The following is a 15597-nucleotide window of genomic DNA, read 5'->3' on the forward strand; positions in this document are numbered from 1 at the left end:
CTATTTTTTCCTTAGTATGTCACTAAAGTAGAAAATTTATAATTATAGGGGGGACAGATTTTATCTAAAAAAACCCATTTAAACAAATCTTATCTTTTGCCATTCTCGTACACTATTAATAAAGTAAATATTTGTTGCCTCTTTAATATCTTTGACAGTAAGAATTCTTTCTTTTAGTTTTCCCATTTCTATCAATTCCTCACGAAATGTACCAGGTAATAATCCTACTTGAACTGGTGGTGTATAGTACTCACCTTTTATTTCAAGGACGATATTTCCATTGGTAAACTCAGTTAATTCTCCATATTGATTCCACAATAGTACATCAAAAACTTTAGGTTGGCTTTCCTTATGAAATTGATATACTCGACGGTTCGTCGTTTTGTGATATAAAAAGAGATCATTTTTATCAACTGGGCTTTCCCCTAATTTTACTTGTAATGGTTTATTCAATGATGTGATCGGTTCACTAGTTATTTCAAATGAGCCATCTTTTGCAACGAGTACTCTAACTTTTAGTAATTGATAAGGATTTCTTTTTGCAAATTGCTGTAATGCTTCTGTTAATTCATTTATGTGTAATGAGTAATGAAAATAAGCAGCTGAATTTTGTAATCGCTTAATATGGCGGTCCAGTAAAAAATAATCTCCATTCTCCAACTTTATACTTTCAAGTAACTTGAAGTTTGGTTGTTCTTTCGATAAAATGCTTGCCTTCGTGAGAATTTCTGCATACTCATCCTTTGTCGTGGAATCCCATGTAACACCGCCACCAACACCATATACTGCCTGATTGGTTTGATTATTGATAACAACGGTTCTAATAGGCACATTAAATATGGTTTCCCCTATTGGACTTATAAATCCAATGGCACCGCAATATACCTCACGAGGAGAATCCTCTATTTCGGAAATGATCCTCATCGTACTAATTTTAGGTGCACCAGTAATTGAGCCACAAGGAAAAAGGGCAGAAAAGATGTCTACTAATTCAATTCCTGCTTCTGTCATAGCAGAAATAGTAGATGTCATTTGAAGAACAGTTGGATACTGCTCAATTGTAAATAATTCATCTACTTGTACCGTTCCTGGCACGGCAATATTACCTAGATCATTTCTTAACAAATCCACAATCATGACATTTTCCGCACGATTTTTTTCGGATTGAAATAGCCAAGCAGCATTTTCATTATCTTCCTTAGTTGTTCTTCCTCTCCTCACTGTACCTTTCATTGGTTTGGTAATAATTTTATTACCATCCCAACGGAAGAATAATTCCGGAGAGGCCGATAAAATACGGTAATCTCCCAAATTCAGGTATGCACAGTAATCTGAATCTTGAGATGAAGATAGTTTTTGAAAGAATGAAAAATCGTCACCAGTAAAATTAGCATGCAGCCTTGTTGTGTAATTTACTTGATATGTATGCCCATTTTCTATCGCTGTTTTTATTTCGGATATTCCTTTCTGATATGCTTCCCCTTCAATAGATGGAATCCAATCTGAAACAGAGTAATCGGCTTTCTTATTTGGAGCTGGAATTATTATAGGTTCATCAAAAATTCCAAACCAGAGTAATGGCATTTTTGGATTTTCATGTACCTTGAAAGATGGCTCAAACGCAGGTGCAGCCTCATAGGACACATATCCAGCTGCATAATATCCACAGGATACTTCTTTTTGAATTTGTTCCATACAACCTCTAACTTCATCGATTCGATATGTTTGAATCACTTTTTTAGGTTTACAAAAGAATTTTGGGTGTTTCTTTCCATTTCGATCAGCAAATTCAAAATAGAGTGTTGAATTTTCATGCATGATGTCTTTTCTATTCATTCTACTTATCTTCCTTTAATGATTAATTAAGAACTTTTTCATTTGGCTGAAAAAAATTTTGAAGCATCTTCAGCCCATTCTCCGTTAAAATGGCTTCTGGATGGAATTGAATACCTTCTACCTTATATTGCCTGTGTCGAATTCCCATAATCTCTCCATCTTCTGATTTGGCAGTTATATCCAAATCTTGAGAGAGGGATTTTTCTTCTACGATCAAAGAGTGGTACCGAGTCACTTTAAAGGAATTCTCTAAACCCGCAAAAATCGACTTCCCATCATGGGTGATAAATGATGTTTTGCCATGCATGGGTCTTTTAGCTTTTATGATTTTTCCGCCAAATGCCTGAGCAATAACCTGATGACCTAAACAGACACCTAAGATTGGAATTTTATGAAAGAAGTGTTTGACTACCTCAATGCATATACCAGCATGATCTGGATTACCCGGTCCTGGTGAAAGTAGTATAAATTCAGGATTTAATTGTTCAATTTCGCCTATTGCTATTTGGTCATTTCTAACAACTTTTACTTCTATTCCTATTTGTTCAATATATTGAACTAAGTTATATGTAAATGAATCATAATTATCTATTACAAGTATCATGTTATTTCCCCTAAAATTTAATATGGCTGATATCGTATTTGTTGCTCACTGACGGCTTTTTCACCGAATTAAGGATTATGAAATTGTGAAATTTGCAGCTCTTTTCACCGTGAAATGAAAGGTATAGCGGTCTTCAGTAAATAGCTATTGGTTAAAAGGCTAATTAATAGCAACAATGATTAATAAATAAGCCTTTACTAGAAATATGAAATCGCTTCCCAACTTAATCATATCAAAGATTATTAATGATTTTCCAATTTTATATACGAATAGTTAAAGCAAACAATTAAAAAAATAGATAAGACATTAAATTTGTGAGGTGAGCTTGGAATTATGAAGCATATTAAAGCAATGGGGATTAAATTTGTAGCTACTCTTGTGGTCCTATTTGTCATTTTAGGATTAATCTTCGGGATGTCATTCACTAATATCGTATTTATTTCACTTGTTTTATCTGTAGCATCCTACCTAGTTGGTGATATAGGAATATTACCAAGAACAAACAACACGGTTGCAACGATTGCAGACTTCGGTTTAAGCTTGCTCTTTATTTGGTTCTTATCGGCAGCACTAACTCGAGAAAATGCAACCGCACTATTTCTAATTTCACTTGTTTCAGCTTCTGCAATATCACTCTTTGAAATGGCTTTTCATAAATATGTATCATCCTATACATTTGATCGACAATCTGAAGAATTTTTGCCTAAACACCGTAATTTTCACCATTATCAAACGGAAGCCTCAAAAGAAATCACACCAGAAATCGAAAAAAATAGGGATAATAAATAACTGTACTTTTGCGTCCGACCCCATTTTGGTTCATTAAAAATGATCCATTCAATAAAAAAATGGGTCGGACACAATTATTCTCATCCATCTTTCATAAGTCACACTGACAGAGTTTTTTAAATATAATATATGAATACATTGGATTAAGGTAATGAAGTTTAAAGCCTTTTTCCAAGTGAAATGAAAGGTCTCATCGTATCTTCAACTGATTTTTTATTAGTTAAACCATTACCTAAAATAGTAAAACATCTGAGGAAAAAGCCTTTAAATTAGCGCCTAATAATGAATCAAAATGCTTTTCTTGCCTTAATTATGATTGCTTCACCTTTAAATGAAAGAATGGATTGATCTATTGTTATAATATGAAACCGTTTCTTTATTTCTTGAGAACTATTGAGCATCAGATTTGTAATTTCGTCTTTATTCGTTTTACTTAATTGCATACGATTGCACCATGAATCAAATTCAAATGTTTTCTCAAAACGGTACAATTCCTCTACTAAAAATCCCTGTAATTCAAGCATCTTTAACCATTCAGTTTTTTTCCAAGCTCGAAAATGGCTATAATCCCTCAATTTTTCTACCGTATTATAAAATTGATCCTGTTCGTCACTTTCTGGTGTAACATTGTCATCGAGTAAAAAATAGCCTTCATTTTTTAATACGCGGTAAGCTTCCTCAATAAACTTTTCGATATTTGGAAAATGATGCGGTGCAATTCTACAGGTCACTATATCAAAGGTTTGGTCACTAAAAGGCAGTTGCTCAGCATCTCCTTGAACAAACTCTACGTTTTTATGGCCGTTCCCCTTTATAAACTTTTCTGCTTCTTGGAGCATTGGCTGGGTTAAATCTAAAGCAGTAACATGCTTTACATGTGGAGCAAATAAATTTGCTGTATGTCCGCCACCCGTTGCAATATCAAGCAAATTTTCTTCTCCTGTAATTTCGGAAATTGCTAATAATAATTGCAAATCTTTCCCCTTTTGATGAATTTCACTTGTAACATATGAACGAGCTGTACTACCGAATTGTTTTTGAACATCTGATTTATTATCCATTTCCATCCCTCACTTCTTGTATTTTCTAAGTTTAGAATAATTTGATTCGATTGATAAGTAAATTATCATTTATCAATAGTAATCTATAACAAAAACTTATGGATATTATAAAATTCGATTAGAGAACAAATACTAGTAAAAAACGGAGGTGATTAAATTGGGATTATTGCAATCGTTTTCAAACTGGAGAAATGAAAGACAGGAAAAGTTCCTTAATGAAATGGAGGAATCGGGAAAATGTCCAGATTGTCGCGGCAGGGGTTTTACACTTCCATATAGCGCTTATGTTGCAGGATATGAATGCCCAAGTTGTAATGGCAGTGGATTATATTCCGATTGGGAAGCATTTAATGATTGAAAAATGAAAAAAGACGCCTAAATCCGTAGGCGTCTTTTAAAACACGTTTGCGGCGAGGTACCCATACGACCACATTCGTATGTTTAGCCTAATAGCTAAGTCCTCGACTTACACAAATAGCTCATCGCATAATTATTATACCCTGTATCAGAATAAATTTCAAGGAAATAATTCTCCCTTTTCCCTCTCAAAAAAATCCTTGTATACTTAGACTTCAGAAATGATCAGAATAGCATTTCATGAAATATTTTTATAAAAATGATTACTATCAACAGGCTCAAAGTGGACAAAGTATTAAATTTAGAACATAAAAGGACTTTTATATTTCTTTAAATAAGGCTGTTTTCGTATCGTTTGTTGCTTTTGTAAAAGCCCAACTGCCGGCTTTTACTCCCAATAAAGGATCTTAGCGGTCCTTATGGAAATTGGCTCTTTCTCAGTAAAATGATACGTGTAGCGATCCTCAGTCGATATTTAATAGTTATAGCTTTCCTTAAATAGCAACAATGTTTGAGAAAAGAGCCTTAAATAAAGAACCTCTTTTTCTCGCAACTTTCTCCATTAGTGTAATCATTATTCCCGAAAATACTAAATAAACAAATCTAATCATCATTTCCTCTATCAATAAAGGATACAGTGGTTGCACCTCAATATTGTATATAGTACGGATTGCCTTAATACTATGTGTTAATGGTAGAATATCTGAGATCCATTTGATTGATGCAGGTAATAAATCTACTGAGAAATCCCCCCAAATTAACTATTATAATTATAAAAAATTCAATTATTTTTTTGTAAATAATAGTATGAATTGTAGTTCGTTTTTCTTATTTTAAAATAGTACAAAAATAATGATTATTATTAATTTTTATTGATAAAACGCTTTATATTTGTTTATTTTTATTTTTTATATTATATTTAAATAATAAATTATTTCGTCTGAAAATATTTATATGTTTTATTTGGGGGGATATTATGAAAAAAATTGGATTAGCATGGCAAATATTAATTGGACTAGTCCTCGGAATAATAATTGGGGCTATTTTTTATGGTAATCCTGAAATCAGCAAATATTTACAACCTATAGGAGATATTTTCTTAAGATTAATCAAAATGATTGTCGTCCCTATTGTCATTTCTAGTATAGTTGTTGGAATTGCTAGTGTTGGTGATGGGAAGAATCTAGGGAAACTTGGCGGAAAAACAATTTTGTATTTTGAAATTGTGACAACGATTGCAATTATTGTTGGATTGCTTGTGGCAAATATTTTCCACCCTGGTAAGGGAGTTAATATGCATTCTATTCATAAAGTAGATATTAACTCTTATGTGGACACAGCAAAAAGTGTTGAGAACCATGGGTTTGCAGACACAATTGTTAATATTGTTCCGAAAAATATTTTTGAATCAATTATGCATGGAGATATGCTAGCTATTATTTTCTTCTCCGTATTATTTGGATTAGGTGTAGCTGCAATTGGAGAAAAAGGCAAACCTGTACTCGCATTTTTCCAAGGAACGGCAGAAACCATGTTTTATGTTACAAATTTGGTTATGAAATTTGCTCCATTTGGGGTATTTGCACTGATCGGTGTGACCGTTTCCACTTTTGGTTTAGAATCACTCCTACCTTTAGGAAAATTAGTTATTACCGTCTATTTAACAATGGCGGGCTTTATCATCATCGTATTAGGTGGTATTGCAAAGCTAGTTGGAGTTAATATATTTCACCTACTCCGACTTCTAAAGGATGAATTAATTCTCGGTTACTCAACTGCAAGTTCAGAAGCCGTGCTTCCAAAAATCATGGAGAAAATGGAAAAGTTCGGATGTCCAAAAGCTATTACCTCTTTTGTCATCCCTACAGGATATTCATTTAATTTAGATGGATCAACATTATACCAAGCTCTTGCCGCTGTTTTTATTGCACAAATGTATGGAATTGATCTATCTTTAACTCAGCAACTTTCACTTATTCTTGTGCTTATGGTAACATCGAAAGGGATTGCAGGTGTTCCAGGTGTATCTTTCGTAGTTCTACTTGCTACATTAGGAACAGTTGGTATTCCAATTGAAGGACTAGCTTTCATTGCAGGAATCGACCGAATCCTTGATATGGCTAGAACAGTTGTAAACGTAGTAGGTAATTCACTAGGTGCAATTGTTATTTCAAAATGGGAAGGCCAATTTAAACAAAATAAAGATGCATTAAAATCTTAGTAAAAGCATGGGCAGTTTATTTAGAGTCACATCTCAATAAACTGCCTATTTTTAAATTATAAAAATGTAAATGATACTCCTAGCAAACTTTTAAACGGATTAAAATAGAGAATAAATATAGATTAGATATTATATATATCTAGTAATATCTGAAGAGTCAAATAATTAAAAACATTAACCAGCTTCCTCTTTATTATATCCTTCGTGATGCCTTTCAACTAGACCTGTAAAATGATCTGGCTTTATTTTTGCTTTTATTTTCATTGCTATCCAATAAATGAAAGCAGAAATGATAATGGATTGAACGGCAGGTAAACCAAATTCATAAACATACTGGGTAAGGTACCCGACAAAAGTTCCACAAACCAAAGCAATTGTAGCCATCCAATTCCAGCCCTTGTTATCTTCAAATCGTTGCTTCCGTATAATAAAAAAGTCTGCCATCATAATACCACCTATCGCAGGATAAATAAGAGCAGTTAAATATAAAAAGTCTGTGAAATAATCGAGTATTCCTGCCAAAGCAATAATAATAGCTAAAATTGTCCCTAAAAAGGTAAGGAATGCCCGTCCTTTGCTGGAGTTTATATTAAACATATTTGCTAGAGCTAGACCCATACTATAATTATTTACAAGCTGGCTTGTCCATGTAGCAAACCATAAAACTAAAAATCCCCACACTGGAAATCCTAAATTCAACATCACATTAACTATATCTGCATCACCTACACCGACAGACATAATAGAACCGACGTAGAATAGTGGAAAACCAACAGCCACAATGCCTAATGGAATCAGGATATTATCCCTCCATCTTGGTTTTGCATACCTAGTATAGTCTGAGGCAATGACCCATTGGGAGACATTTGCTCCAATAACTAGACTGATAGCTGCTAAAAATGTTATCTTCGGTTCAGGATTCCAAGCTGTAATTGTTTCCCAACCTGTATTTCTTAAAGCATAAAAAATACAACCTGCAATAAGAGCTAAACCTGCTGGAACTGCTATATAATCAGTCCATTTCATAGATGAATAACCTATAATCGAAGGAATTGCAAATAATACCCCAGCGACAACTGTAATCACAGCCCATAAACCCCATTGTTTTTCATAATCAATTCCAAACATTGCTGCAATCGCATTACCAGCAACAGCAGTTTGTAATGCCCACCATCCTAAGGAAACGATAAATATTGTAAGGCCAACGATTAATCGTGCTTGTACCGAGCCAAAACTGGATTTTGCAATAACAGATGATGATCTGCCTGTCTTAGCACCAATAAATCCTTGAATGGAATTACCAACCCACTGAAAAACAATTAGACCAATGACTAGTATCCAAAAAATACTTCCCATTCCATATGAAGCGGTCAAAGTTGCACCTATCATTAATACAGGAATTGTAAATTCTAAGCCTCCAAATATCATTGCGGGTGTTAACCAATGCTGGCGTTGAGATAATGGAACGGCTTTTAATGCTTCATCATTACCAACAGTCTTCATTCCTTTTGCCTCATCCATCAATCTATCATTCCCCTTTTCAAAGAGGTGTCAAATAAGTAGGATAACTTCCTAACTTATTTGACACCCTCATTTAGTTATTTATGTTCGACTAAAACATAAACAATTTCACATACCTCTTCACCTTCATTTATTGCCCAATGTTTCTCTTTAGCAGGAATAAAAGTAGCTGTTCCATGTTCCACCTTCTTTATGGGACTGTCACCGCTTTGGGTCGTTATACACCCCTGTAGAATAAAGGAATATTCATCCTCATCATGCATCGAAAGCCCTTCTTTTGGGACACGTTCCCCTGGTAATATTTGAACAAATCCCATTTTCACTACTGTATTTTGATCAATATGTTGAAATAGAGTTTGATTCATAACCTCTTGATTTTGTTCTCTATTAACCTTAGATATTTTCATGCCTTGTTGCCCCCATTTATTCGTTTTGTTGTTAAAGTAAAATCATATGTAGCCGGGTCAACAGAAACACCATATACATCTTTAGCTTGGGCTAAAGTAATATAGCCATTTTTCACATCTTCTACAACTTTTTCCGCTGGTCGATTTAATGGATTACCATATCCTCCACCTGTGGCGGTCATTAACTTTATTACATCACCTTTTTGAAGCGGATAACGCGGATATACACCGTAGGGTCCTTCAATCTCGCCATTTGCTTTTTCTACAATGAATTGATTCGTCGATCCATTTTGCCCCCCATTAAAGCCCCATGGCGGATTTATATTTCTTCCATAAGTGATCGTTGCTGATTGTCCATTGGTTAAGGCTCTATATGAACGAATTACACCTTTCCCACCGATAAATTCACCAGCTCCACCTCCATCGACACGTAAACTATATTCATCTAACATGACACCATATCTTGTCTCAGCTACTTCAACTGGTACATTATAGGTTTCCCCATCACCAATACAAAATTGGCCACTAGCACCGTCTTGTCCTTGGCCGGCACCCCATCCCCCAACAGATGGTTCGACAATTAAAAATGCTTCATTTGTATCAGGGTGAAGTCCTGAAAGAGTGACACTACATACTGATGTTAAATGCCCTGCCGATAGTCGTTCTGGTAAAAACGGTGCTAGTGCTTTCCATATTAAGTCCGCTCCCACAAGCATAGATTCAAAGTAATTAGACACTGGCGCAGGACGTTCAGCCGATAGAATCGATCTTTTATCTGTAATAACTTTTAGCGGACGAAAAACACCATCATTAACATCTTGTGATGGATTGGTTATCGCTAAAAAAATTGTTCGTACAGCAGAAATTAAACCTGTTAATGAACAATTAACCGGTCCTGGTACTTGTGGATGGCTTCCACGAAAATCGCATATAAATTCATCATCAGTAATAGTAACTTTTACTTTTAATTTAAATGGACCATTCCCCATGCCATCCGAATCCACAAAATCTTCTGCTTCAAAAGTTCCCTTTGGTAATTTTTTCAGTTCAATTCTTGAGAGCTGCTCACCATGGTCTAAATATTTATCTATAGAGGCTAAAACTATTTCCTTACCGTGTTTATTACAAAGCTCTTTTACGCGTTTATCCCCAGTTTTTAATGCAGCCACTTGTGCCCACATGTCCCCTAGTGAGAGATCTGGAAAACGAACATTAGATTCAATAATATCGACAATAGCTTGATTAACCTTTCCTGATTCAAATAATTTCACACAAGGAAATTGTAATCCTTCTTGAAAAATTTCCGTTGAATCATTTGTAAAAGATCCCGGATCTTTCCCCCCAACTTCTGTCCAATGAGCTTTATTAGCTGAAAATGCCACAATTTCTCCATCATGAAAAATCGGCATAACTAGTCCTACATCTGAAAGATGCGAACCCCCACCTTTATATGGGTCATTGATAATGATAATATCACCAGGATTTAAATCTTTTTCTCCAAATTTGTTTAACGTTTCCTTCACCATAAACGTAAGCATACCGATAAAGCCTGTTACACCATTTCCCTGTGTCAATAAATTTCCTTTTGCATCTGTTAGACCACTAGCATAGTCTAAAACTTCATATATAATTGGACTCATTGACGTTCTTGCTAAAGCAATAAACATCTCATCTCCAATTGCAAGTAAGGAATCTTTTACAATTTCCAAAGTGAATGGATCAATTTTCTTTGTTGCCGTCACCATCTTATTCCACCCCCGTATCAATAATAAGGTTTCCATATTCATCCACTTGAAGTGATTGACCATTATAAATAACGGTCACTGATGCCTTTTCCTCTACAATGGCTGGTCCGTTAATCTTCTGCATTGTAGGAATTTTTTCTCGATCATAAATAGTTGTATCGACCCAGCCCTCCTGTTCAAAATAGACAGGTCTAATTTCTTTTAATGCACTACCTAATTCCCCAGTAACTATATTTTTTTCTAATGTAGGCTTTTTCACCTGACCAAACGCAGTCAAGTGCAGATTCACTATTTCAGTATCAGCCTGCTCAAGCTTAAAAGTATAGTTTTTCTCATGTAGTTGATGGAATCTTCCGATAATTTCTTCTAAAGTTTTCTCATCCCAGTTACCATTTGGTACGGGTACTTTTACGGTATGTTCTTGCCCAAGATATCTCATGTCTAGAAATCTAGTAAATAAGACTGACTCTTTTTGAAGGGCTTCCTGTTCAAACTGATTATAAGCTTGATTTTCTAAAGTATCCCATGTTTGATTAAGCGAGGTAACATCTACTTCACTTAGACGTTTAATTTGAGTTTGAATATAATCATGTCGCAGATCTGTCATTAACATCCCCCACGCTGAAAACACTGGAGATGCTAAAGGTACAACTACCTTTTTAACACCTAATTCTTTTGCTAGAGCTGGAGCATGCATGGATCCTCCACCACCAAATGCAACAAGGGTAAATTCTCGTGGGTTATAACCCTTTCGAATAGAAATTAATTTTAATGCATTTAGCATATTTGAATTGGCAATACGAATGATACCAAGAGCCCCATCTTCCACTGAAATATTAAAATAATTTGAGATAGTTGCTTTGATTGCTTCACTCACCTTTTCCATATCAACCTCATAATCAAAGTTTTTTGGAGAAAGACGTCCGGTTAAAAGATTTGCATCAGTCGTAGTTGGTTCTGTGCCGCCTTGTCCATATGCTACTGGTCCAGGTAATGCACCTGCTGAATGTGGACCTACCTTTAGTGATCCTGCATCATCAATCCAAGCAATTGATCCTCCTCCATTGCCAATTTCAACAATATCAACAACTGGTGTTTTTATCGGAAATCCGGCATGACGATTATCCCTTTCAATGTAATAATCCGTTGATACTTTTACTTCCCCTTTTTCAATAAGTGAGCATTTTGCCGTTGTTCCACCAATATCAAATGCAATAATATTCTTCTCTCCAATAATTTCTCCAAGAACTGCAGCTCCGTAAATACCAGCAACAGGACCAGATTCTACCATATTTATTGGAAGTTCTTTTGCCTGTTCAAATGTTGTCGTTCCACCATTAGACTGCATAATATAGTTATTACTATCTGTTTGCTTCTCAATAAGCTTATCATGAAGTTTATTTACATAAGATGTTGCTATCGGTTTGACATATGCATTAAGTACGGTTGTATTGGTTCTTTCATATTCACGCCATTCTTTAGTAACTTCATAAGAAGCTGTGACAAAGACTTCCGGCCATATTTCTTTGATAAGATCGATTGTTTCTTGTTCATGCACGGGGTTCACATACGAATGTAAATAAGATACACCAATCGCTTCTACTCCTTCTTTTTTGAAGAAGGATATAATCTCTTTTACTTCTTCTTTATTTAATGGCTTCAGTACTTCACCTTTATAGTTTAATCTTTCTTCCACTTCTTGACGTAAGTATCTACTTACAAAAGGTGCTGGTTTATGATAGCGTACATTAAACAAATCTGGTCTATTGCCACGACCAATTTCTAATACGTCACGAAATCCTTTCGTTGTAATGAGTCCGGTCTTTACACCTTTTCTCTCAGTTAATGCGTTTATAATAACAGTTGTCCCATGAATAAAGGTTTTTATTGAAGTTTGATCTATTCCACTCTTTTCTAAAACATTGATTACACCTTGTTCAAAATATGGGGGAGTCGTATGACTTTTTGATACACCAATATGTCCTTTTTCATCTACATATACAAGATCTGTAAAGGTGCCCCCAATATCTGTAGCAACTCTCATGTAACTTCTCCTCCTTCAAAAAACTATATTTGAATCTCCCATACTTAAAAAAGTACGGGAGTTAATACACTTAGAATAACTGTTTCTTCACTTAATGGATTTTCCCATTTATGAAATTTTTCAGATGGAAAATGAATGGATTCTCCAGCATTCAGCACGTATTCATTATTGTCTACATGGATAATGACTTGACCTTTTAACACATAGTGAAATTCTTCACCAGGATGACTGGATGTTTGGATATCCTGTTGAAATGGCCTTAACGTTACAATTAAGCTTTCCATCGATCTTCCTTGAAAATTCCCACTAACTTTAACATATTTAGATTCATTCCCATCAACCTGAAAAACCTTATGGTCATCTAATTTGACCACATAGTTGTTATTCATTTCCTGTTGAAAAAAATATGACATCTCAACACCCAATGAATCAGCTATTTTTTTTAGTGATGTGATTGCTAGTGAGGAAGTACCTCTTTCAACTTGAGAAAGAAATCCGACAGACAAATTAGTATTTTCACTCAATTCTTTCAAGGTTAACCCTTGTTGTTGCCTTAATTCACGAATTTTCGTATGAATATCTACCATAATTCCCCATTTCCTTAGCCATGATTTTAAGTATAGATTAAATAATTATAGTATTACTAAAATTAATACTATCACAATATACAAAGTTTTCAATATATTTTTAAGTAATATAAAAATAATTTTAGTATTACTAAACATGATATTTATACTTCTCCTATTTACAACCTTCATTAAAAAAGCTGCCTTTATGGCAGCTTTTCCTGTATATAATAGCTTTTAGTCGAAAGGCATTACTTTCTTAATCTACTTTTCAAATCCTTAATTGCCAATATAAAGGAGCGTATAGCAACATAAATCATAATCACAAGAATTAGGTAACTAGCGATAATAACAATGATTGCATCCGAACTTTCAGCTGAAGGATCATCCATTGCAAACCCACCGAGTAATAACGGCAAAATCGGCAACATTATAATATATTTTGCATTAAGAATTGTCACAATCGCAATAATATAACTTAAAATCAATCGAATCATTTCCACCGTTTTATTTTTCAAAAAGTAATAAACGATATCCATCACAAAAAATATTCCAAAAAATAAAAACTTACTAAGTGTTATTATTAATAACATTATCAAAAACACCTCTTTTCAATTATGTTAAAATAACCTCTTTAATGATTTATCCACATGAAAAAAACATGGATTTCTCCATGTATTTTTAGATTTTAATGTATTTTTAGATTTTTATACTAATCTATTTTCTGATTATTTCAACATATACTTTATCAATTTACAAAACGTTCATGCTCATTCCAGTATTCGTTTCTTAGACGGACTTTTTGAATTTTTCCTGATGCAGTTTTTGGGAGCTCATCAATAAAACTAACGGACGTAGGAGCTTTGAAATGAGCCAACTTTTCACGAGCGAATTGAATAACTTCTTTTCCATCAAGCGTTGAACCTTCACGTTTTACTATAACTGCATGTGGTGTTTCACCCCATTTTTCATGAGGTATAGCTATAATTGCTGCCTCCACTATATCTGGATGCTCATAAAGTACGCCTTCAACCTCTATTGAAGAAATATTTTCTCCACCACTTATAATGATATCCTTTTTACGATCAACAATCTCAATATTTCCATCTTCATCTACAGTGGCCATATCACCTGTATGGAACCACCCATTACGAATGACTTCATTGGTTGCTTCTTCGTTTTTCCAATATCCAAGCATGACACCGTTACTTTTTACAATAATTTCACCAATTTCCTTACCGTTCTTTGAAATTTCTTTACCTTCACTATTAACCACACGTACATCACAGCCGATCATTTCATAGCCAGCCTTTGCCTTTAAACGATACTGCTTTTCCATAGGTAATGTCTGTTGATGTACTCTAATTTGTGAAGTAGTAATAAGTGGAGAGGCTTCCGTCATACCATATACTTGTATAAATTCCCAACCTAGTTGCTGCTCTACCTTTGAAACAAATGAAGGAGGTGGTGCAGAGCCAGCAATCACCACTCGGACCGAATGATTAATCTTTGGTTGATGTCTCTCATAATACTGAAGTAAGGAATTTAAAACAGCTGGTGCCATATGAATTACAGACACATGATGGTTTTGGATCTTTTCAAAGATTATTTCTGGACGAACATGTTTTAATGTAATATGCGTTGCCCCATTCGCTGTATAGTAAAAAGGAGAACCCCAACCATTAACATGGAACATGGGCAACACATGTAATACTACATCACGGTCAGATACCCGTAAATGATGCATAGTACTTAGTGCATGTAAATAGTTGTTGCGATGCGTTAACATGACCCCTTTTGGTTTCCCAGTTGTTCCACTAGTATATAAAATATTTGCCACATCCTGCTCATCCAGTTCAACTTTTTGAAAAGTAAATGAGGGATATTGCTTTAGCCATGATTCATACCAAAGATCGCCTTTTTCGAGAGCAATTTTTTCTTCTCCTTGAACAATAATCTGTCTTACACTCGTAAATTGATTTCTTATAGGTAAAAGTAAATGATATAATTCCTCATCAACAAATACAATTTCGCTCTCACTATGATTTAAAATATATAAATAATCATCTGGTGTAAGTCTTGTATTAAGAGGTACCATAATTCCACCTACTTGAAAAACACCAAAAAACCCTTCAAGCATTCCTAATGTATTCGGTGCTAAATAAGCGATTCGATCTCCTTTTTTTACTGCTAAATCACGCAGACCATATGATAGCTGCTGAACCCTGTTATATAGTTGCTGGTAGGTTAAATCATCATTATTATTAATAACTGCCGTTTTATTTCCATACACTTTTACAGCTCTATCCAGAAATTCTGTTAAAACTAATGGAACAAACAAAAGCGGTCACCCTCCATATTTTCAGATAATATAGATTATTATAACATCCAAAAAACAGAATTTGTGAATTAAATGATAAAATTCGATGAAGATCTAATAGTTTAT

The 15597-nt window shown here is 34.4% G+C and carries 13 protein-coding genes; 3 read left to right on the forward strand and 10 right to left on the reverse strand.

Annotation, left to right across the window (positions count from 1 at the left end):
* Window positions 1-78 precede the first annotated feature (78 nt).
* Window positions 79-1836 carry an aminodeoxychorismate synthase component I gene (pabB, locus tag NST63_RS15055; protein WP_341042788.1) on the reverse strand — a complete coding sequence of 586 codons (1758 nt, stop codon included), beginning with the start codon at window positions 1834-1836 and terminating at the stop codon, window positions 79-81.
* Between the two features lie 22 nt (window positions 1837-1858).
* Complete coding sequence (locus tag NST63_RS15060; protein WP_341042789.1) at window positions 1859-2440, reverse strand: anthranilate synthase component II; 582 nt, start codon at window positions 2438-2440, stop codon at window positions 1859-1861.
* 333 nt (window positions 2441-2773) lie between these two features.
* On the opposite strand from NST63_RS15060, the gene NST63_RS15065 reads away from it, so the two are divergent.
* Window positions 2774-3229, forward strand: a complete 456-nt coding sequence (locus NST63_RS15065) for a YndM family protein (RefSeq protein WP_058003870.1) — start codon at window positions 2774-2776, stop codon at window positions 3227-3229.
* Window positions 3230-3516: 287 nt separating this feature from the next.
* On the opposite strand, the gene NST63_RS15070 is transcribed toward NST63_RS15065, so the two are convergent.
* The gene (locus tag NST63_RS15070; RefSeq protein ID WP_212941611.1) at window positions 3517-4290 is read right to left on the reverse strand and encodes a class I SAM-dependent methyltransferase; all 774 of its coding nucleotides are present in this window, start codon (window positions 4288-4290) and stop codon (window positions 3517-3519) included.
* A 215-nt stretch (window positions 4291-4505) separates the two neighbouring features.
* On the opposite strand from NST63_RS15070, the gene NST63_RS15075 reads away from it, so the two are divergent.
* Complete coding sequence (locus NST63_RS15075) at window positions 4506-4655, forward strand: hypothetical protein (RefSeq protein ID WP_158022193.1); 150 nt, start codon at window positions 4506-4508, stop codon at window positions 4653-4655.
* Between the two features lie 968 nt (window positions 4656-5623).
* Window positions 5624-6868 carry a cation:dicarboxylate symporter family transporter gene (locus NST63_RS15080; protein ID WP_058003866.1) on the forward strand — a complete coding sequence of 415 codons (1245 nt, stop codon included), beginning with the start codon at window positions 5624-5626 and terminating at the stop codon, window positions 6866-6868.
* Between the two features lie 174 nt (window positions 6869-7042).
* Here the strand turns inward: NST63_RS15080 and NST63_RS15085 are convergent, their stop codons facing one another.
* From NST63_RS15085 to NST63_RS15115, 7 genes are all read right to left on the reverse strand, one after another.
* Window positions 7043-8389 (reverse strand): purine-cytosine permease family protein, encoded by a 1347-nt coding sequence (locus NST63_RS15085; RefSeq protein ID WP_212941615.1) that lies wholly within the window; start codon window positions 8387-8389, stop codon window positions 7043-7045.
* A 77-nt stretch (window positions 8390-8466) separates the two neighbouring features.
* On the reverse strand, window positions 8467-8796 hold the full coding sequence (locus NST63_RS15090; protein ID WP_212941617.1) for a cupin domain-containing protein: 330 nt from the start codon (window positions 8794-8796) through the stop codon (window positions 8467-8469).
* Window positions 8793-10541 carry a hydantoinase B/oxoprolinase family protein gene (locus NST63_RS15095; protein ID WP_341042790.1) on the reverse strand — a complete coding sequence of 583 codons (1749 nt, stop codon included), beginning with the start codon at window positions 10539-10541 and terminating at the stop codon, window positions 8793-8795. Before NST63_RS15095 ends, NST63_RS15090 begins: the two co-directional genes overlap by 4 nt.
* 1 nt (window position 10542) lies before the next feature.
* Window positions 10543-12585 (reverse strand): hydantoinase/oxoprolinase family protein, encoded by a 2043-nt coding sequence (locus NST63_RS15100; RefSeq protein WP_212941622.1) that lies wholly within the window; start codon window positions 12583-12585, stop codon window positions 10543-10545.
* 44 nt (window positions 12586-12629) lie between these two features.
* On the reverse strand, window positions 12630-13172 hold the full coding sequence (locus NST63_RS15105) for a helix-turn-helix domain-containing protein (RefSeq protein ID WP_341042791.1): 543 nt from the start codon (window positions 13170-13172) through the stop codon (window positions 12630-12632).
* 230 nt (window positions 13173-13402) lie between these two features.
* Entirely contained in the window at window positions 13403-13744 is a 342-nt protein-coding gene (locus NST63_RS15110) for a hypothetical protein (RefSeq protein ID WP_341042792.1), read from the reverse strand.
* A 155-nt stretch (window positions 13745-13899) separates the two neighbouring features.
* The gene (locus NST63_RS15115) at window positions 13900-15492 is read right to left on the reverse strand and encodes a long-chain-fatty-acid--CoA ligase (RefSeq protein WP_341042793.1); all 1593 of its coding nucleotides are present in this window, start codon (window positions 15490-15492) and stop codon (window positions 13900-13902) included.
* Window positions 15493-15597 lie beyond the last annotated feature (105 nt).

The organism is Heyndrickxia sp. FSL W8-0496 (assembly GCF_038007825.1).
GTDB classification, from domain to species: domain Bacteria; phylum Bacillota; class Bacilli; order Bacillales; family Bacillaceae_C; genus Heyndrickxia; species Heyndrickxia oleronia.